The following is an 18,187-nucleotide window of genomic DNA, read 5'->3' as shown; positions in this document are numbered from 1 at the left end:
CGGCGGGGCTGGGCGCGGCGGAGCGAAATCAGGAAAAGGGAGGAAGAGTTGTGGCTACGCGCAGCAACGACACATGGCGCTCGCGACACGGACCAGGTCCACGTGTCGGCGCTCGACGAGGGTGACGGCACGGTCACCGAGGGGCTGCATGGGGCGAGAGCCTCCACGAGTCGACTCGTAGATGTCAACAAAGGATCGAAGAGCGAGACGGAAGCGTCCCGTCACCCTCTGTGCTGTGACATTTCCCGGCCATCCCCAATTCGGACCAGTGGTCGATCTCGCCTACACTCGGGGACGTGCCTCGTGGTGATGGACGACTCAACCACGACCTGCTCCCCGGCGAGAAGGGCCCCCAGGACGCTTGCGGCGTCTTCGGTGTCTGGGCTCCGGGTGAAGAGGTCGCCAAGCTCACCTACTTCGGACTGTATGCCCTGCAGCACCGTGGACAAGAGTCCGCGGGAATCGCTGTGAGCAACGGTTCCCAGATCCTCGTCTTCAAGGACATGGGCCTCGTTTCCCAAGTCTTCGACGAAACCTCTCTCGGCTCGCTCCAGGGTCATATCGCGGTCGGTCACGCCCGCTATTCGACCACCGGAGCCTCCGTCTGGGAGAACGCTCAGCCCACTTTCAGGGCGACCGCCCACGGCTCCATTGCCCTGGGTCACAACGGCAACCTGGTGAACACCGCCGAGCTCGCCGAGATGGTCGCCGACCTCCCCCGTCAGGACGGCCGCGCCACCCAGGTGGCGGCCACCAACGACACCGACCTGGTGACGGCCCTCCTCGCCGGCCAGACCGACGACGAGGGCAAGCCCCTGACCATCGAGGAGTCGGCCGCCAAGGTCCTCCCGCAGGTCAAGGGCGCCTTCTCGCTGGTCTTCATGGACGAGGGAACGCTCTACACCGCCCGTGACCCGCAGGGCATCCGCCCGCTGGTCCTCGGCCGCCTGGAGCGCGGCTGGGTGGTCGCGAGCGAGACCGCCGCCCTCGACATCTGCGGCGCCAGCTTCGTCCGCGAGGTCGAGCCGGGCGAGCTCATCGCGATCGACGAGAACGGCCTGCGCACCTCGCGCTTCGCGGAAGCGAAGCCCAAGGGCTGTGTGTTCGAGTACGTCTACCTGGCGCGCCCGGACACCGACATCGCCGGCCGCAACGTCTACCTCTCGCGCGTCGAGATGGGCCGGCGCCTCGCCAAGGAAGCCCCGGTCGACGCCGACCTGGTGATAGCGACGCCGGAATCCGGCACGCCCGCCGCCGTCGGCTACGCCGAGGCCAGCGGGATCCCGTACGGCTCCGGCCTGGTCAAGAACGCCTACGTCGGCCGGACCTTCATCCAGCCCTCGCAGACGATCCGCCAGCTCGGCATCCGCCTCAAGCTCAACCCGCTCAAGGAAGTCATCCGGGGCAAGCGCCTCGTCGTCGTCGACGACTCGATCGTCCGCGGCAACACCCAGCGCGCCCTCGTGAAGATGCTCCGCGAGGCCGGCGCGGCCGAGGTCCACATCCGGATCTCCTCGCCGCCGGTCAAGTGGCCGTGCTTCTTCGGCATCGACTTCGCCACCCGGGCCGAGCTGATCGCCAACGGCATGACGGTCGACGAGATCGCCACGTCGCTGGGCGCGGACTCCCTCTCGTACATCTCGCTCGACTCGATGATCGAGGCGACGACCATCCAGAAGCCCAACCTCTGCCGTGCCTGCTTCGACGGCGAGTACCCCATGGAGCTGCCCGACCCGCAGCTCCTGGGCAAGCAGCTCCTGGAGAACGAGCTCGCGGGCGGCACCGACGCCGCCGACGCGCTCCGCCGCCCGTAGACCCGTGGGCCCGTGGGCCGGCCCCCCTCCGGGCCGGCCCGGCTCCACCTGCGCCGCGCCCTGTCTTTGAGGCTTCTCCCGGGGCCCGGCACCACACGCAGCAACGACACGAAAGCTCTCGCCTGTCATGACAGAGAAGACCACCGGGGCCAGCTACGCAGCCGCCGGCGTCGACATCGAAGCGGGCGACCGCGCCGTCGAGCTGATGAAGGAGTGGGTGAAGAAGACGCAGCGCCCCGAGGTCCTCGGCGGCCTGGGCGGCTTCGCCGGCCTCTTCGACGCCTCCGCCCTCAAGCGCTACGAGCGCCCCCTGCTGGCCTCGGCCACGGACGGCGTCGGCACCAAGGTGGACATCGCCCGCCAGATGGGCGTGTACGACACCATCGGCCACGACCTGGTCGCCATGGTCATGGACGACATCGTCGTCTGCGGCGCCGAGCCGCTCTTCATGACGGACTACATCTGCGTCGGCAAGGTCCACCCCGAGCGCGTCGCCGCCATCGTCAAGGGCATCGCCGAAGGCTGCGTCCTCGCCGGCTGCGCCCTCGTCGGCGGCGAGACCGCCGAGCACCCGGGCCTCCTCGGACCGGACGACTTCGACGTCGCGGGCGCCGGCACCGGCGTGGTCGAGTACGACCGCCTCCTGGGCGCCGATCGCATCCGTACGGGGGACGCCGTCATCGCCATGGCGTCGTCCGGCCTTCACTCGAACGGGTACTCGCTCGTCCGGCACGTCCTCTTCGACCGCGCCGGGATGTCCCTCGACCAGCACGTCGAGGAGCTCGGCCGGACCCTCGGCGAGGAGCTGCTGGAGCCCACCAAGATCTACTCGCTGGACTGCATGGCCCTCACCCGTACGGCCGAGGTCCACGCGTACTCGCACATCACCGGCGGCGGCCTCGCCGCGAACCTGGCCCGGGTCATCCCCGACCACCTGCACGCCACGGTCGACCGTTCGACCTGGACCCCGGGCGCGGTCTTCGACCTGGTCGGCAAGGCCGGGAACGTGGAGCGGCTGGAGCTGGAGAAGACCCTGAACATGGGCGTCGGCATGATGGCCGTGGTCCCGCAGGAGTCCGTGGACGTGGCGCTCACCGCGCTGGCCGACCGGGGCGTCGAGGCCTGGGTCGCCGGCGAGATCCTGGAGCGGGGCGACCACACCGAAGGCGCGACCCTGACCGGCGACTACGCCGTCTGAGCAGCACGGAAACCCGGTCCGGGGCGGAGGCCCTGGACCGGGTTTCGGCGTTCTTCAGATGTCAGCCGGCGAGAGCCGGGCTGTGCAGGCGCTCACGGCAGAGGTGCTGTGCGTCAAGCCCCGCGACGGTGCGACGTCGGACCGGACTCTTCGTCCTCGTCCTCGTCGTCGTCGTTGTACAGATCCGCGTACTTCGCGTACGGGTCGTCGTCGTCCAGATCGTCATCGACTTCGACCGGCGCGCTGATAGGCAGCGGCTCTGTCGGCGATGCGCCCAGCTCATTGGCCAGACGCGAGAGGTCAGTCCCGCCGCTGTTGTACTTCAGCTGGCGGGCGACCTTTGTCTGCTTGGCCTTGGCCCGGCCGCGCCCCATGGCTCGACCCCCTCGGTGACGGGGCTCGACGGCCCCAGAGTCTGACACGCGTTCATGGTTCGGAGCGGGCTCTCCGTGGAGAGACCGTCCGTAGGGGTTTAACGGTACCTGCTTCCGCGGCCATACGGTACGCCGCCCGCATGACGTGCCTCTCCACAGAACCAACGGGACACCCCGTACTCGCTGGTCAGCTGCGATATTAACGCTTTCCTGGCCGCCGACCCGCCGAAGCGCAGTGAGTTCCGTCTCGCCGCGCTCCGGCGGGTCACCGGCCAGGGTCCGGCAGGCGTCTGCCCGGACCCCGGCGGTGCTATGCCTTGCGGGCCGCCGCGCGCTGGGCGAGGGCGTCGGACATCCGCTGCTCGGCGATCCGGTCGGCCGCGGCGGCCGGCGGGATCCCGTCCTCCTTCGCACGTGCGAATATGGCCAGGGTGGTGTCGAAGATCTTCGAGGCCTTGGCCTTGCAGCGGTCGAAGTCGAAGCCGTGCAGCTCGTCGGCGACCTGGATCACGCCGCCCGCGTTGACCACGTAGTCCGGGGCGTAGAGGATCCCGCGGTCCGCGAGGTCCTTCTCCACGCCCGGGTGGGCCAGCTGGTTGTTGGCCGCGCCGCACACGACCGAGGCCGTGAGCACCGGGACGGAGGCGTCGTTGAGGGCGCCGCCCAGGGCGCAGGGGGCGTAGATGTCGAGCCCCTCGGTGCGGATCAGGGCCTCGGTGTCGGCGACGGCGGTGAGCTTCGCGTCCGGGTGGAGGTCGAGGAGCTCGCGCACGGACTCCTCGCGGACGTCCGTGATCACGACCTCGGCACCGTCCTCCAGCAGGTGCCGCACCAGGTGCTTGCCGACCTTGCCGACGCCCGCGACGCCGACCTTGCGGCCGCGCAGGGTCGGGTCGCCCCACAGGTGCTGGGCGCTGGCGCGCATGCCCTGGAAGACACCGAACGCGGTGAGGACGGAGGAGTCGCCGGCGCCGCCGTTCTCGGGGGAGCGGCCGGTGGCCCAGCGGGTCTCACGGGCGACGACGTCCATGTCGGCGACGTACGTGCCGACGTCGCACGCGGTGACGTAGCGGCCGCCCAGCGACTCGACGAAGCGGCCGTAGGCCAGCAGCAGTTCCTCGGTCTTCAGGACGGAGGGGTCACCGATGATCACGGCCTTGCCGCCGCCGAGGTCGAGACCGGCGAGGGCGTTCTTGTACGACATGCCGCGCGAGAGGTTCAGCGCGTCACGGACGGCCTCCTCGTCCGAGGCGTACGCGTGGAAGCGCGTGCCGCCGAGGGCGGGGCCCAGGGCGGTGGAGTGGATGGCGATGACGGCCTTGAGTCCGGTGGCCCGGTCCTGGCACAGCACGACTTGCTCGTGGCCGCCCTGCTCACTGCGGAACAGGGTGTGCAGGACGCCGTCGGTCATTTCGGTCACGGTGGTGACTCCCATGGAAGAGATGCGGCGGAAAGACGCCCGCCCTGCGGGTGGGGGAGGGCGCGCTGGGAGCAGAGTAAGACCTGAGGCGGGCGCGGGTGGTCCTTGTCCGGGGATCGGACCGCCACGGGGTCCGGAGCGGGCGCGTGGCCGGCCGGCGGATTCCCTTTCCGGTCCGCGAGTTGGAGGTGAACCGGGCCCCGAAAGCGGGGAGGACGAGGGGGTGAGCGAATCCCCCGACCTCCGGCCGCCGTCCGCGCGGCCCGCGCCGATGGTCCCGTACGCCTCCTACCTGAGGATCTACGAGCCCCTGACCGCCTTCCCGGAGCCGGAGCGCACGCACTGGGCGGCGTATGCCCGGCGCGCCCCCGCGCCGACCGCCCAGGACGAACTGCGCCGCTCCCTGTCCGACTTGGTCCGGGTGCCCGTCGTCGGGGTGCCGGCGCACGAGAGCGGGGACGCCTTCACGGCGGAGCTGGACGGGGTGCTGCTGGTCTGCCCGTGGCGGACGCGGCTGCGCGGCTGGCTGGCCCTGGAGGAGCTGGCGGCGAACTTCCCGGCGCCGGTGCTGGACGCGGCGCTGCCCCCGTCCGCGCGCCGGCGGGCCGCCGCCGAGTACGAGGCCTGGCGGGAGCGGAACCCCGACGCGCGGCCGTGGATCCGCACCGGGGTGTGGCAGGTGCCGCTGCGCTGGTTCGTGCTGGTGGCGGACGAGGAGCGGGAGTACCTGCCGGGGGAGCGGCTGCGGTACCGGACGCCGATGGTGCAGGCCCGGCGCCGGCTGGCCCGGGGGCTGCGGACCCTGCGGGAGGCGGAGGGGCGGGGGCGGCCGGGGTACGGGCCGCTCGCCGAGGGGCTGGCGGAGGTCGGGCGCTGGCTGGAGGAGTTCCACCCGCGGTCGATGGTCGAACTGGACTACGGCGGGCTGCTCCACGCGCTCCCGGCTGACGGACTGGCCGCCGACCGCTCGGCCCGCGACCTCGCGGAGGGGATCGCGGCCCTGCGGGAGGGGGACCACGAGGGGGCCGTGGCGGTCCACGAGGAACTGGCCCGGCGCTGGAGGGCGGTGAGGGACAGACTTTTCGCGAACTAGAGGCAGCCTTGACCCTTTCCGGGGCCGGGGTCTGCGTAGATCATGGACGTACCTGTTCGGAACCCGTTCGGACGCCACCCGTATCGCCCGTATCGGTCACGATCGGCCGAATGGCCCACAAGTCGCAGATCAGGGGCTTGATCACGGTATTAGGGTCTTTGTTCCAGGACCTACGTCCCGATCCGGGCCATTGGCCCAAGCGTGACGGACCGCACTATCCACACCCTTGCGCCCATCCCCTATCCTCATGCCAAAATAGGACAAGGAGTCCGGGGAGGGTTCCTTCCGCCCAACTACGGGCGGAATGCTCGGTATTGCACTCTATGGGGGGTCTGACGACTCCCGATCGCTCTGTGACTGATCGTCACAGTGGGGTGACTGTCCGTTATAGGGCGGTCCATCGGCTTCCGCCGCTGATGAACACCTCGGAGGGCAATTCCATCGGTTTGGCCGTCGAGGCTGGACGGATGGTGTAGTTGTAGTGCCGAGGACAAGCCGTTCGTCCTATAACCGACTCGGCCTGCGTATGTCCATTTCGGGCAACGCGGGCCAAGGTGCAGAATTTAGAGGAAAGAACCGAGATGGTTCGGTTCTCCCGAGGAGGCCGCTCATGACCGCTCGCACCCCTGATGCCGAGCCGCTGCTGACCCCGGCTGAGGTTGCCACCATGTTCCGCGTGGACCCGAAGACGGTTACCCGCTGGGCCAAGGCCGGCAAGCTCACGTCCATCCGCACCCTGGGTGGACACCGCCGTTACCGCGAGGCCGAGGTCCGCGCACTGCTCGCGGGAATTCCGCAGCAGCGCAGCGAGGCCTGAGGTCCCGCAGCACCACCGCTTTAAAGGGTGCGTATCGGATCCCCCAATCCGATGAACCCACACAGCTTCATGCGGCGGGGCCTGCCCCAACAGGCACTGCCGTCGATCGCGCTGGACTCCGCCGGGTCCAGCGCGATTTTTTTGTCCCCGGGGACGGTCGGTCGCAGCAAGTGCCATTGCACATATTAAATCGAGCGGGCGTAGGGCTCCGATAAATGTGCGAGTCTCAAAAACTCATGTGGTGACTCCCGTCACAGCTGACGACTCTTGTACATCCGGCAATGCACCCCGTATAGGGATGTCCCGCGCAGAGCTCCTCTCGCGAACGGGGGATTTCTCCCCTCTGGGCGATGCGCGCCGCGAGCCCGCGGAGGGGCCCCGGAGGGGCCGTGGACGGCGGGGGCGGCCCCAGGAGGTCGGGGTGGGTGGACGAGGCCCCCTGAGGGGCTTCCAGGGCCTTCGTGAGCCCCGCGTGATCATGAGGTGGCGGAGCGCGTCCACGCCGGCCAGGTCACGGGGCCCGACAACGCGTCAGGGCCCGTATCCCTTGCGGGATACGGGCCCTGACGTTTCTGCGAACCTGACGGGACTTGAACCCGCGACCTCCACCTTGACAGGGTGGCGAGCTAACCAACTGCTCCACAGGTCCTCGAATCGCTGCCGATCGCTCGGCTGCGAGTCAGACTGTACAGCAGGTCAGGGGGTGCGGTCGAACCGGATCACGGGGCGAGGGCGTCGACCGCCTTCACGATGCGCTTGTCGGAGATCGGGTACGCCGTCCCCAGCGCGTGCGCGAAGTAGCTGACCCGCAGTTCCTCGATCATCCAGCGGATCTCGGTGACCGCCTCCGGCACGGGCCGGCCCTTCGGCAACTGCTCCAGCAGCCACAGGTACTCGTCGCGCATCTCGTGGACCTTCTCCATGCGCGTGGTGTCGCGCTGGGCGCCCGTCGGCATCTGCTGGAGCCGCCGGTCGATCGCCACCAGGTAGCGCATCAGGTCCGGCAGCCGCTTCAGCCCTGTCAGCGTCACGAAACCGGCCGGCATCAGGGCCGCCAGCTGCGCCTTCACGTCCGCGACGTTCGCCATCAGGGCCAGGCTGTTCGTGGCCTTCAGCCGCCGCTCGCAGGCCTGCCAGGCCGCCAGGACCTGCTGGACCTGCCCCACCGTCCGCACGGTGGTGTCCACCAGGTCGGCCCGCACCGCGTCGAAGAGCCGCCGGAAGGCCGCCTCGTCCCAGGCCGGACCGCCGTGGTCGGCGATCAGCTTGTCGGTGGCCGCGGTCGCGCAGTCGTCGAACAGCGCCTGGATGGAGCCGTGCGGATTGCGGGAGAGGGCCAGCTTCTGCTGGTTGGTCAGCTTGTCCGAGGCGAACTTCGCCGGGTTCACCGGGATGTTGAGCAGGATCAGCCGCCGGGTGCCCAGCCACATCGCCCGCTGCTGCTCGGCCTCGGAGTCGAAGAGGCGCACCGAGACGCTCGTCCCCTCGTCCACCAGGGCCGGGTAGGCCTTCACCGGCTGGCCGGCCCGCCGGGTCTCGAAGACCCGCACCAGGGAGCCGATCGTCCAGTCGGTCAGCCCGGTGCGCTCCACCGACTCCCCGCCCGCCCGCTCGGCGGTGGCGGCCGCGGCCTTGGAGAGGGCCTGGCGGGCCTTGGGCTTCAGCTGGAGCCGCAGGGCCTCCAGGTCCTTGGCCTCGGCGAGCTTGCGCCGCCGCTCGTCCACGATCCGGAAGGTGATCTTCAGGTGGTCCGGGATCCGGGAGAGGTCGAAGTCCTCCGCCGACACCGGCACCCCGACCATCCGCTGGAGCTCGCGCGCCAGCACCACCGGCAGCGGCTCCTGGAGCACCGGCTGCTTCTCCAGGAAGCGGGACGCGTAGTTCGGCGCGGGCACGTAGTGCCGGCGGATGGGCTTGGGCAGCGAACGGATCAGCTCGGTGACGACCTCCTCGCGCAGACCCGGGATCTGCCAGTCGAAGCCCTCCTCGGTGACCTGGTTCAGCACCTGGAGCGGGATGTGCACGGTCACGCCGTCCGCGTCCGCGCCCGGCTCGAACTGGTACGTCACCCGGAACTTCAGCTGCCCCTGCCGCCAGGAGTCCGGATAGTCGGCCTTGGTGACCCCGGCCGCCTTCTCCGTCAGCAGCATCTCGCGCTCGAAGTCGAGGAGTTCGGGCTCCTCGCGCCGCTTGTGCTTCCACCAGGAGTCGAAGTGCGCGCCGGACACCACGTGCTCGGGGATCCGCTGGTCGTAGAAGTCGAACAGGGTCTCGTCGTCCACGACGATGTCGCGGCGCCGCGCCCGGTTCTCCAGCTCCTCGACCTCGGTCAGCAGCTTGCGGTTGTCGGCGTAGAACTTGTGGTGGGTGCGCCAGTCGCCCTCGACCAGCGCGTTGCGGATGAACAGCTCGCGCGAGACCTCGGGGTCGATCCGGCCGTAGTTGATCTTCCGCTGGGCGACGATCGGCACTCCGTACAGGGTGACCTTCTCGTAGGCCATCACCGCCGCCTGGTCCTTCTCCCAATGCGGCTCGCTGTACGTGCGCTTGATCAGGTGCTGCGCGAGGGGCTCCACCCACTCGGGCTCCACCTTGGCGTTGACCCGCGCCCACAGCCGCGAGGTCTCCACCAGCTCCGCCGACATCACGAACTTCGGCTGCTTCTTGAACAGCGCCGACCCGGGGAAGATCGCGAACTTCGCCGACCGCGCGCCCAGGTACTCGTTCTTGTCGGTGTCCTTCAGGCCGATGTGCGACAGCAGACCGGCCAGCAGGGACACGTGGATGTTCGTCTCGGCGGCGTCGGCCTCGTTGACGTGGATGCCCATCGTCTTGGCGACCGAGCGCAGCTGGGCGTAGATGTCCTGCCACTCCCGGATCCGCAGGAAGTTCAGGTACTCCTGCTTGCACATCCGGCGGAAGGAGGACGAGCCGCGCTCCTTCTGCTGCTCGCGGACGTAGCGCCACATGTTCAGGAAGGAGAGGAAGTCGCTCGTCTCGTCCTTGAACCGGGCGTGGTTCTGGTCCGCCTGGGTCTGCTTGTCCGACGGGCGCTCGCGCGGGTCCTGGATCGACAGGGCCGCCGCGATGACCATGACCTCGCGGACGCAGTTGTTCTTGTCCGCCTCCACCACCATGCGGGCCAGACGCGGGTCGACCGGCAGCTGGGAGAGCTGGCGGCCCATCGGGGTGAGCCGCTTCTTGGGGTCCTTCTCGGCGGGGTCGAGCGCGCCGAGCTCCTGGAGTAGCTGCACGCCGTCGCGGATGTTGCGGTGGTCCGGCGGGTCGATGAAGGGGAACTTCTCGATCTCGCCGAGGCCGGCGGCGGTCATCTGCAGGATGACGGAGGCCAGGTTTGTCCGCAGGATCTCCGCGTCCGTGAACTCCGGGCGCGCGTTGAAGTCGTCCTCGGAGTACAGCCGGATGCAGATGCCGTCGCTGGTACGGCCGCAGCGGCCCTTGCGCTGGTTGGCGCTGGCCTGGCTGATCCGCTCGATCGGCAGCCGCTGCACCTTCGTGCGGTGGCTGTAGCGGGAGATGCGGGCCGTGCCCGGGTCGATCACGTACTTGATGCCGGGGACCGTCAGGGAGGTCTCCGCGACGTTGGTCGCCAGCACGATCCGGCGGCCGGTGTGCTGCTGGAACACCCGGTGCTGCTCGGCGTGCGAGAGGCGGGCGTACAGGGGCAGGACCTCGGTGAAGCGGAGCTTCTTCTTGATCAGGGCGTCGGCGGTGTCGCGGATCTCCCGCTCTCCGGAGAGGAAGACCAGGATGTCGCCCGGGCCCTCGCCCTGGAGCTCGTCGACGGCGTCGCAGATCGCGGTGATCTGGTCGCGGTCGCTCTCCTCGCTGTCCTCCTCCAGCAGCGGCCGGTAGCGGACCTCGACCGGGTACGTACGGCCACTGACCTCGACGATCGGGGCGTCGCCGAAGTGGCGGGAGAAGCGCTCCGGGTCGATGGTCGCGGAGGTGATCACGACCTTGAGGTCGGGACGCTTGGGGAGCAGCTGGGCCAGGTAGCCGAGCAGGAAGTCGATGTTGAGGCTGCGCTCGTGGGCCTCGTCGATGATGATCGTGTCGTAGGCGCGCAGCTCGCGGTCCGTCTGGATCTCGGCGAGCAGGATGCCGTCCGTCATCAGCTTCACGAAGGTCGCGTCCGGGTTCACCTGGTCGGTGAAGCGGACCTTCCAGCCGACCGTCTGCCCGATCTCGGACTTCAGCTCCTCGGCGATGCGCTCCGCGACCGTGCGGGCGGCGATCCGGCGGGGCTGGGTGTGCCCGATCATGCCCCGGACGCCGCGCCCCAGCTCCATGCAGATCTTGGGGATCTGCGTGGTCTTCCCGGAGCCGGTCTCGCCCGCGACGATCACGACCTGGTGGTCGCGTATCGCCTCGGCGATCTCGTCCTTCTTCTGGCTGACGGGCAGGTTTTCGGGATACGTGACCTCCGGCATGCGCGAGGCGCGGCCGGCCAGTCGCGCGGCGGCCTTCTCGGCCTCCGCGGCGATCTCGTCGAGCACGGCCTGCTGGGCCTCGGGCTTGCGGATGCGGCGGGCGCCCTCTAGGCGGCGGCCGAGGCGGTGCGCGTCCCGGAGGGAGATCTCACCGAGAAGCGTCTGCAGGGCGGCGAAGGAAGTAGACATACCTGATCGAGGATCTCACCTGGGCCCGGCGGGTGGCGAACGCATTTGTGCCCCTCCCCGTACCATTTCGGGACGAGTCCCCCAGTCCCGCGTGTGAGAGGCAGCCCACCCTTGTCCTGCCGCCGCCGCATCCGCCCGTCGGCCGCCGCCGTGTTCGCGGTGGTGGCGGCCCTGCTGGGCCTCGCCCTGACCGCCGCCCCGGCCCCGGCCGTCGCCGTCACCCCGGTCCCGGCCCCGGTCCCGGCCGTGGCCGCGGGGTACGGGCCGGGAGCCGGTTCCGGCGCGTGGGCGGGCGTCGTGGATGCCGCGCCCGAACGGGGGCCCTCCTGTGCGCCGGGGTCCGGCGGGGCCGGGACCGAGCCCGCCGTGCCGGCGCGGGCCGGGCACGAGCACGGCTCCGTCCTCGCCGCGCGGGCCGTGCCCGAGGGGGTGCGCCCGTACCGGGCCGAGTGCGTACGGGTCCCCGTGCGCGGATCCGACCGGCGGGCGCCCGGACCGGTGGAGCTGAACGTGATGCGGGTGTAGGGGAGCCGGTCCGCCGGTTCCCCCTTCGTCCCGCTCTGGAGCACCCGTATGTCCACGTCCCGCAAGACCTCCCGCAAGCCCCTCCTGTACGCCGTCGGCGTCGCCCTCGCCGCGGTCACCCTCGGCCTCGTCTCCTGGCAGGCCACCGCGCCCCGGGACGAGGAGCACCGCCGCCCGGCCGCCAGCGCCTCCGCGTCCGGCACGCCCGACACCGATTCCGGCACCGATTCCGACACCGGCGCCTTCGCCGAGCTGAAGGCGCTCGCCCGCCGCGAAGGCGGCGACAAGCTCGCCGTGGGCCGCACCGACGCCCCCGTCGTCCTCATCGAGTACTCCGACTTCAAGTGCGGCTACTGCGCCAAGTTCGCCCGCGACACCGAGCCCGAACTGGTGCGCACCTACGTCCAGGACGGCACCCTGCGCATCGAGTGGCGCAACTTCCCGATCTTCGGCGCCGAGTCCGAGGCCGCCGCGAAGGCCGCCTGGGCGGCCGGGCAGCAGGACCGCTTCACCGCCTTCCACGCCGCCGCGTACGCCGAGGGCGCCAAGGCCAAGGGGTTCGGCGAGGACCGGCTGGTCGAGCTGGCCCGCGAGGCCGGCGTCCCCGACCTGGAGCGCTTCAAGGCCGACATGGCCGGCGAACAGGCCGCCGCCGCCCTGCGCCGCGACCAGGAGGAGGGCTACCGCATCGGCGTCCAGTCCACCCCCTCCTTCCTCGTCAACGGGCGGCCCCTCGCGGGCGCCCAGCCCCTCGACGCCTTCACCACGGCCATCGACCGGGCCAAGGCGCAGGCGAAGGGGAAGGCCGGCCGGTGACCGGCATCGGCTACGCCGCCGCCCTGCTCGGCGGTCTCCTCGCCCTGCTCAGCCCGTGCAGCGCCCTGCTCCTGCCGGCCTTCTTCGCCTACTCCATCGACTCCCGCACCCGGCTCCTCGCGCGCACCGGGATCTTCTACGCGGGCCTCGCCACCACCCTCGTACCGCTGGGCGCGGCCGGCTCGTACGCGGGCCGGTTCTTCCACTCCCACCGCGACCAGCTGGTGCTGGCCGGCGGCTGGCTGATCATCGCCCTGGGCCTGGCGCAGATCCTCGGCCTCGGCTTCGCCCCCAGGCGGCTCTCCGAGCTCTCGGGCCGGATCCGTCCGACCACCGCCCTGTCCGTGTACGCGCTCGGCGCGGTCTACGGGCTGGCCGGGTTCTGCGCCGGCCCGATCCTGGGCAGCGTCCTGACGGTGGCGGCGGTCAGCGGCAGCCCGGTCTACGGCGGTCTGCTGCTGGCGGTGTACGCGCTGGGGATGGCCGTACCGCTGTTCGTGCTGGCCCTGCTCTGGGAGCGCTTCGACCTGGGCCGGCGGCGCTGGCTGCGCGGCCGCGCCCTGCGGGCGGGCCGGCTCGAACTGCACACGACCTCGCTGCTGTCCGGGCTGTTCTTCATCACCCTGGGCGCGCTGCTCCTGGTCTACGACGGGGCGAGCGCGCTGCCCGGGCTGCTGGACGTGGACGACTCGTACGCGGTCGAGGAGAAGGTGGGCGCCGTCGCGGACGCCGTCCCGGACTGGGCGCTGCTCGGGGTGGTCGCCGCCGGGGCGGTGGCCTACGGGCTGCTGCGCCGGCGGCGGACGGTCCGCGAGGAGGAGGCCGGGCGGACCGAGGAGGAGTGAAACGCGGAAGGCCCCGTCCGGAGACGGGGCCTTCTCTTTGTGGCTGGGGCCGGGGTCGAACCGGCGACCTATCGCTTTTCAGGCGATCGCTCGTACCAACTGAGCTACCCAGCCACGAGACTGTTTCCAGCCTCAGCGATCCTGACGGGACTTGAACCCGCGACCTCCACCTTGACAGGGTGGCGAGCTAACCAACTGCTCCACAGGACCTGGTGTGTGCAAGAACAAGTCTTGCACATGGTGTTGCGTACCCCCAACGGGATTCGAACCCGTGCTACCGCCTTGAAAGGGCGGCGTCCTGGGCCACTAGACGATGAGGGCTAAAGGCCCGCCGGGCACTTTTCAGCGCGTCGGGGACGTGAGAAGCATATGGGATCGGAGGAGGTATCGCCAAAACGGTTTCCACCCGAGCGCGGGAACCGCCTCCGGCCGGGCGACAATGGCCGGGTGCTGGAGATGACGCGCGAGGAGTTCGAGGAGCTCGTCGCAGAGGCGCTGGACCGGATCCCCCCGGAGCTGACCCGGCTGATGGACAACGTCGCGGTCTTCGTCGAGGACGAGCCGCCGGCCGGGGACCCCGACCTGCTCGGCCTGTACGAGGGCACCCCGCTCACCGAGCGCGGCGAGTGGTACGCCGGAGTGCTCCCCGACCGCATCACGATCTACCGGAACCCCACGCTGCGGATGTGCGAGGACCGGGAGAGCGTGGTCGCCGAGACCGAGGTGACCGTGGTCCACGAGATCGCCCACCACTTCGGGATCGACGACGAACGCCTGCACGCCCTGGGCTACGGATGACCCGGCCCGCGCCGGGCGCGGAGGCCATCGACCCCGACGTCGACCTCCACGTCCCCGCCCAGCGCGCCGAACCGCAGGCCCGCGTCCTCGCGGCGGTGGCCGCGGGCGGTGCCCTCGGAGCGACGGCCCGCTACGGGCTGGCCCTGCTGTGGCCGGTCCCGCCGGCGGGCTTCCCGTGGGCGACCTTCTGGACCAACGTCTCCGGATGCGCGCTGATCGGCGTGCTGATGGCGCTGATCAGCGAGGGCGGCCGGCGTTCCCCGCACCCGCTGCTGCGCCCCTTCGCGGGCACCGGGGTGCTCGGCGGGTTCACCACCTTCTCGACCTACGCCGTGGACTTCTCCCGGCTGCTGGACGCGGGCCGGGCCGGGCTCGCGCTGGCGTACGCCGGGGTGACCGTCGTGGGTGCGCTGGGCGCGGTGTGGGCGGCGGCGGCGCTGACGCGGCTGGCGCTGCGCGGGCGGGGGGCCGCGTGAACTGGCTGCTGGTCGTGGCGGGGGCGGTCGTCGGGGCGCCGCTGCGGTACCTGACCGACCGGTTCGTCCAGGCCCGGCACGACTCCGTCTTCCCGTGGGGGACCTTCGTGGTCAACGCGGGCGCCTGCCTGGTGCTGGGGGTGCTCACCGGGGCCGTCCTGGCCGGCGCGGGCTCCTCGCGGCTGACGCTGCTGCTGGGGACGGGGCTGTGCGGGGCGCTGAGCACGTACTCGACGTTCTCGTACGAGACGCTGCGGCTGGCCGAGCGCGGCTGGAAGTTCCTCGCCGCGGCGAACGTGGCGGCTTCGGTGCTGGTCGGCCTCGGGGCCGTGACGCTGGGTTCGCAGGTGGCGCGGCAGCTGTTCGTGTGAACCGCGGGCCGTCGGCGCAACTCGCGCAAGGGGCGTGTCTCTTACGGGGTAAAGGGAGTTGGGTTCATTGACCCGCTCATCGCGGACCCCGTCCCGCGCCCCGGAGGTGCCCCCGTGCGCCCGTTGCCCGCTTCCCTGTCAACCACTCTCAGACTGGCCGTCTCCGCCCTCGCGGTCGCGGCGACGGCGGGCTGCATGAGCGTCGGCGAGGACGCCGCGAAGCCGGGGCCGGCCGCCTCGGTGGGCGGCAAGGAGGCCGGCGGGGCCGGTGCGGCCGCGGGCGCCGGGCACGGCTCCGGGGCCCACGGCGCCGGGCACGGGGTCAAGGACGGCACGCACCCGGACGGGAAGTCGGGCGAGCCCGGGAAGGCCTCCGGGGCGACCGGGGCCTCCCCCGGCCCTGGCGCGCCCGCCGGCAAGCCGGGCCAGCCCTCCCCGTCGGCCGGCCCCGGGGGCGGGGCCGGCGGGCAAGGGGGTCAGGTGCCGTCCGGGGGCGGCTCCGGGTCGGGCTCGGGGTCCGGGGCGGGCGGCTCCGGATCGGGGTCCGGTTCGGGCTCGGGGTCGGGAGCCGGGGGGTCCGGTTCCGGGTCGGGGTCCGGTGGTGCGGGTGGGGCCGCCGGGTCCGGAGGGTCCGGCTCCGGCGGGTCCGGGGCGGGCGGATCCGGAGGGTCGACCCCCGGCGGGGAGACCCCGCCCCCTGTGACGCAACCCACACCGAGCGAGACGCCCCCGGCGTCCCCGGGGCCGAGCGTCGCCTGAGGGCGGACGCGGGGGCTGCGTCGCCGCCCGGCCCCGGGCCGTCGCGGGTCGTCGCAGGTCGGAGGGGGTTTTGCAGGAACGACTTGCCAGACCCCCGGGAGGGTGCGTATGGTTATAGATCGTTTGATCCCATTGCCCGGCGCCGAATCCGAAGAGCGCCGTGTGGCGCGTACTCTCCCTAGCCGTGGCTGACCGCATTGAGGCGGTCGATTTGCGATTCACGGAGTTTGGGCGCGTGCCGAGACTCCGGAAGGTTTCGCATTTCGCATGTCCATTTCCAGTTCTGACCGTTCCGTCATGCCCGAGAACGACTCCCACGAGATCGTCGACGCCGTAGAGGCCCTTGTGGTCACCGAGGCCATGGAGGCCGCGGAGGCGAACGAGATCATCGAGGCGCTCGAAGCCGACGTGACGGCCGGTGCCGACGTCGACTCCGACGAGGACGCCGCCGACGCCGAGCCCACGGTCACCTTCGCGGACCTCGGTCTGCCCGAGGGCGTCGTGCGCAAGCTCGCGCAGAACGGCGTCACCTCCCCGTTCCCGATCCAGGCCGCGACCATCCCGGACGCCCTGGCCGGCAAGGACATCCTCGGCCGCGGCCGCACCGGCTCCGGCAAGACCCTCTCCTTCGGTCTGCCGACCCTGGCCCGCCTGGCCGACGGCCACACGGAGAAGAAGAAGCCCCGCGCCGTCATCCTCACCCCGACCCGCGAGCTCGCGATGCAGGTCGCGGACGCCCTCCAGCCCTACGGCGACGTCCTCGGCCTGAAGATGAAGGTCGTCTGCGGCGGTACCTCCATGGGCAACCAGATCTACGCCCTGGAGCGCGGTGTCGACGTCCTCGTCGCCACCCCCGGCCGTCTGCGCGACATCATCAACCGCGGCGCCTGCTCCCTGGAGAACGTCGAGGTCGCGGTCCTCGACGAGGCCGACCAGATGGCCGACCTGGGCTTCCTGCCCGAGGTCACCGAGCTGCTCGACCAGGTCCCGGCCGGCGGCCAGCGCATGCTCTTCTCCGCCACGATGGAGAACGAGATCGGCACCCTGGTCAAGCGCTACCTGTCGAACCCGGTCAGCCACGAGGTCGACAGCGCCCAGGGCAACGTCACGACCATGACCCACCACGTCCTCGTCGTGAAGCCGAAGGACAAGGCCCCGGTCACGGCCGCCATCGCCGCCCGCAAGGGCCGCACCATCATCTTCGTCCGCACCCAGCTGGGCGCCGACCGCATCGCCGAGCAGCTCGTCGAGGCCGGCGTGAAGGCCGACGCGCTGCACGGCGGCATGACGCAGGGCGCCCGTACCCGCGTCCTCGCCGACTTCAAGGACGGCTACGTCAACGCGCTCGTCGCCACCGACGTCGCCGCCCGCGGCATCCACGTCGACGGCATCGACCTGGTCCTCAACGTGGACCCGGCCGGCGACCACAAGGACTACCTGCACCGCTCGGGCCGTACCGCCCGCGCCGGCAAGTCGGGCGTCGTGGTCTCCCTCGCCCTGCCGCACCAGCGCCGCCAGATCTTCCGCCTGATGGAGGACGCGGGCGTCGACGCCTCGCGCCACATCGTCGGCGGCGCCGGCGCCTTCGACCCGGAGGTCGCCGAGATCACCGGTGCGCGCTCGCTCACCGAGGTCCAGGCCGACTCCGCGAACAACGCCGCCAAGCAGGCCGAGCGCGAGGTCGCCGACCTGACCAAGCAGCTGGAGCGCGCCACCCGTCGCGCCGCCGAGCTCCGCGAGGAGGCCGACCGCCTCGTCGCCCGCTCCGCCCGCGAGCGCGGTGAGGACCCGGAGGCCGCCGTCGCCGAGGTCGTCGAGGCCGCCGAGGCCGAGCTGGCCGCCGCCGTGGCCGAGCAGGCCGCGCAGGCCGCCGCCCAGGAGCAGCGCTCCTCCGAGCGCCGCGACGACCGGGGCAACTTCGAGCGTCGCGACAACCGCCGCGACGACCGGGGCGACCGCGGTGACCGTGGTGACCGTGGCGGCTTCCGTCGCGATGACCGTCCGTCCGGTGGGTTCCGTCGCGATGACCGTCCGTCGGGTGGTTTCCGTCGGGACGAGCGTCCGTCGGGTGGCTTCAACCGTGACGACCGTGGTGACCGTGGCGGCTTCCGTCGCGATGACCGTCCGTCGGGTGGCTTCCGCCGCGATGACCGTCCGTCGGGTGGTTTCCGTCGGGACGAGCGTCCGTCGGGTGGCTTCAACCGTGACGACCGTGGTGACCGTGGCGGCTTCCGTCGC

15 protein-coding genes and 4 tRNA genes are annotated in these 18,187 nt (G+C 71.1%); 11 read left to right on the top strand and 8 right to left on the bottom strand.

Features of this window, described 5'->3' with window-relative positions; genetic code table 11:
• Window positions 1-54 precede the first annotated feature (54 nt).
• Window positions 55-150 (bottom strand): putative leader peptide, encoded by a 96-nt coding sequence (locus tag ACZ5NJ_RS13600; protein WP_388955132.1) that lies wholly within the window; start codon window positions 148-150, stop codon window positions 55-57.
• 146 nt (window positions 151-296) lie between these two features.
• On the opposite strand from ACZ5NJ_RS13600, the gene purF reads away from it, so the two are divergent.
• Both purF and purM read left to right on the top strand, forming a co-directional pair.
• The gene (purF, locus tag ACZ5NJ_RS13595) at window positions 297-1,814 is read left to right on the top strand and encodes an amidophosphoribosyltransferase (protein ID WP_385528184.1); all 1,518 of its coding nucleotides are present in this window, start codon (window positions 297-299) and stop codon (window positions 1,812-1,814) included.
• A gap of 127 nt (window positions 1,815-1,941) precedes the next feature.
• Window positions 1,942-3,012: a phosphoribosylformylglycinamidine cyclo-ligase gene (purM, locus tag ACZ5NJ_RS13590; protein ID WP_395511907.1), complete on the top strand. Its 1,071-nt coding sequence runs from the start codon at window positions 1,942-1,944 to the stop codon at window positions 3,010-3,012.
• Between the two features lie 113 nt (window positions 3,013-3,125).
• Here the strand turns inward: purM and ACZ5NJ_RS13585 are convergent, their stop codons facing one another.
• Together ACZ5NJ_RS13585 and ACZ5NJ_RS13580 are read right to left on the bottom strand one after the other, a co-directional pair.
• A complete protein-coding gene (locus tag ACZ5NJ_RS13585; protein WP_468765004.1) occupies window positions 3,126-3,386 on the bottom strand; it encodes a DUF3073 domain-containing protein in 261 nt (86 codons plus the stop codon).
• A gap of 310 nt (window positions 3,387-3,696) precedes the next feature.
• Window positions 3,697-4,821, bottom strand: a complete 1,125-nt coding sequence (locus tag ACZ5NJ_RS13580; RefSeq protein ID WP_468765003.1) for a Leu/Phe/Val dehydrogenase — start codon at window positions 4,819-4,821, stop codon at window positions 3,697-3,699.
• Between the two features lie 256 nt (window positions 4,822-5,077).
• On the opposite strand from ACZ5NJ_RS13580, the gene ACZ5NJ_RS13575 reads away from it, so the two are divergent.
• Both ACZ5NJ_RS13575 and bldC read left to right on the top strand, forming a co-directional pair.
• Window positions 5,078-5,899, top strand: a complete 822-nt coding sequence (locus ACZ5NJ_RS13575; protein WP_468765245.1) for a DUF8083 family protein — start codon at window positions 5,078-5,080, stop codon at window positions 5,897-5,899.
• Between the two features lie 610 nt (window positions 5,900-6,509).
• Window positions 6,510-6,716 (top strand): developmental transcriptional regulator BldC, encoded by a 207-nt coding sequence (gene bldC, locus ACZ5NJ_RS13570; RefSeq protein ID WP_003949541.1) that lies wholly within the window; start codon window positions 6,510-6,512, stop codon window positions 6,714-6,716.
• A gap of 575 nt (window positions 6,717-7,291) precedes the next feature.
• Here the strand turns inward: bldC and ACZ5NJ_RS13565 are convergent.
• Both ACZ5NJ_RS13565 and hrpA read right to left on the bottom strand, forming a co-directional pair.
• Window positions 7,292-7,365 (bottom strand) — tRNA-Asp (locus ACZ5NJ_RS13565).
• A gap of 70 nt (window positions 7,366-7,435) precedes the next feature.
• Window positions 7,436-11,359, bottom strand: a complete 3,924-nt coding sequence (gene hrpA, locus ACZ5NJ_RS13560; protein WP_468765002.1) for an ATP-dependent RNA helicase HrpA — start codon at window positions 11,357-11,359, stop codon at window positions 7,436-7,438.
• A 111-nt stretch (window positions 11,360-11,470) separates the two neighbouring features.
• On the opposite strand from hrpA, the gene ACZ5NJ_RS13555 reads away from it, so the two are divergent.
• Genes ACZ5NJ_RS13555 through ACZ5NJ_RS13545 form a run of 3 tightly spaced genes read left to right on the top strand, consistent with a single transcriptional unit; the run spans window position 11,471 to window position 13,545 of the window.
• The gene (locus ACZ5NJ_RS13555; RefSeq protein WP_468765001.1) at window positions 11,471-11,884 is read left to right on the top strand and encodes a hypothetical protein; all 414 of its coding nucleotides are present in this window, start codon (window positions 11,471-11,473) and stop codon (window positions 11,882-11,884) included.
• A 48-nt stretch (window positions 11,885-11,932) separates the two neighbouring features.
• Window positions 11,933-12,700, top strand: coding sequence for a DsbA family protein (locus tag ACZ5NJ_RS13550; protein ID WP_468765000.1), 768 nt, complete (start codon window positions 11,933-11,935; stop codon window positions 12,698-12,700).
• Entirely contained in the window at window positions 12,697-13,545 is an 849-nt protein-coding gene (locus ACZ5NJ_RS13545; protein WP_468764999.1) for a cytochrome c biogenesis CcdA family protein, read from the top strand. The genes ACZ5NJ_RS13550 and ACZ5NJ_RS13545 overlap by 4 nt, the downstream gene beginning before the upstream one ends.
• 40 nt (window positions 13,546-13,585) lie before the next feature.
• On the opposite strand, the gene ACZ5NJ_RS13540 is transcribed toward ACZ5NJ_RS13545, so the two are convergent.
• The 3 genes from ACZ5NJ_RS13540 to ACZ5NJ_RS13530 form a co-directional block, all read right to left on the bottom strand.
• Window positions 13,586-13,659, bottom strand: a tRNA-Phe gene (locus tag ACZ5NJ_RS13540).
• Window positions 13,660-13,681: 22 nt separating this feature from the next.
• Window positions 13,682-13,755, bottom strand: a tRNA-Asp gene (locus tag ACZ5NJ_RS13535).
• A gap of 38 nt (window positions 13,756-13,793) precedes the next feature.
• Window positions 13,794-13,866, bottom strand: a tRNA-Glu gene (locus ACZ5NJ_RS13530).
• Between the two features lie 126 nt (window positions 13,867-13,992).
• Here ACZ5NJ_RS13530 and ACZ5NJ_RS13525 point away from each other — a divergent pair.
• From ACZ5NJ_RS13525 to ACZ5NJ_RS13510, 4 genes are all read left to right on the top strand, one after another.
• Window positions 13,993-14,343 carry a metallopeptidase family protein gene (locus ACZ5NJ_RS13525; RefSeq protein ID WP_045946535.1) on the top strand — a complete coding sequence of 117 codons (351 nt, stop codon included), beginning with the start codon at window positions 13,993-13,995 and terminating at the stop codon, window positions 14,341-14,343.
• Window positions 14,340-14,819, top strand: coding sequence for a FluC/FEX family fluoride channel (locus ACZ5NJ_RS13520; RefSeq protein ID WP_468764998.1), 480 nt, complete (start codon window positions 14,340-14,342; stop codon window positions 14,817-14,819). The genes ACZ5NJ_RS13525 and ACZ5NJ_RS13520 overlap by 4 nt, the downstream gene beginning before the upstream one ends.
• Window positions 14,816-15,190, top strand: coding sequence for a fluoride efflux transporter FluC (locus ACZ5NJ_RS13515; protein ID WP_468764997.1), 375 nt, complete (start codon window positions 14,816-14,818; stop codon window positions 15,188-15,190). Before ACZ5NJ_RS13520 ends, ACZ5NJ_RS13515 begins: the two co-directional genes overlap by 4 nt.
• 1,026 nt (window positions 15,191-16,216) lie before the next feature.
• Window positions 16,217-18,187 (top strand): DEAD/DEAH box helicase (locus tag ACZ5NJ_RS13510; RefSeq protein ID WP_468764996.1); only part of this gene is annotated, 1,971 nt, incomplete at its 3' end.

It is taken from the genome of Streptomyces sp. NPDC032091 (genome assembly GCF_055580265.1).
The sequence above is the reverse complement of the archived record's forward strand: the minus strand, read 5'-3'. Positions and strand labels throughout refer to the sequence as shown.

Coding starts and splice junctions, on each gene's coding strand:
- ACZ5NJ_RS13600 (WP_388955132.1), bottom strand. CDS start 150: ATGCAGCCCCTCGGTGACCGTGCCGTCACCCTCGTCGAGCGCCGACAC.
- purM (WP_395511907.1), top strand. CDS start 1,942: ATGACAGAGAAGACCACCGGGGCCAGCTACGCAGCCGCCGGCGTCGAC.
- ACZ5NJ_RS13585 (WP_468765004.1), bottom strand. CDS start 3,386: ATGGGGCGCGGCCGGGCCAAGGCCAAGCAGACAAAGGTCGCCCGCCAG.
- ACZ5NJ_RS13580 (WP_468765003.1), bottom strand. CDS start 4,821: ATGGGAGTCACCACCGTGACCGAAATGACCGACGGCGTCCTGCACACC.
- ACZ5NJ_RS13575 (WP_468765245.1), top strand. CDS start 5,078: ATGGTCCCGTACGCCTCCTACCTGAGGATCTACGAGCCCCTGACCGCC.
- bldC (WP_003949541.1), top strand. CDS start 6,510: ATGACCGCTCGCACCCCTGATGCCGAGCCGCTGCTGACCCCGGCTGAG.
- hrpA (WP_468765002.1), bottom strand. CDS start 11,359: ATGTCTACTTCCTTCGCCGCCCTGCAGACGCTTCTCGGTGAGATCTCC.
- ACZ5NJ_RS13550 (WP_468765000.1), top strand. CDS start 11,933: ATGTCCACGTCCCGCAAGACCTCCCGCAAGCCCCTCCTGTACGCCGTC.
- ACZ5NJ_RS13520 (WP_468764998.1), top strand. CDS start 14,340: ATGACCCGGCCCGCGCCGGGCGCGGAGGCCATCGACCCCGACGTCGAC.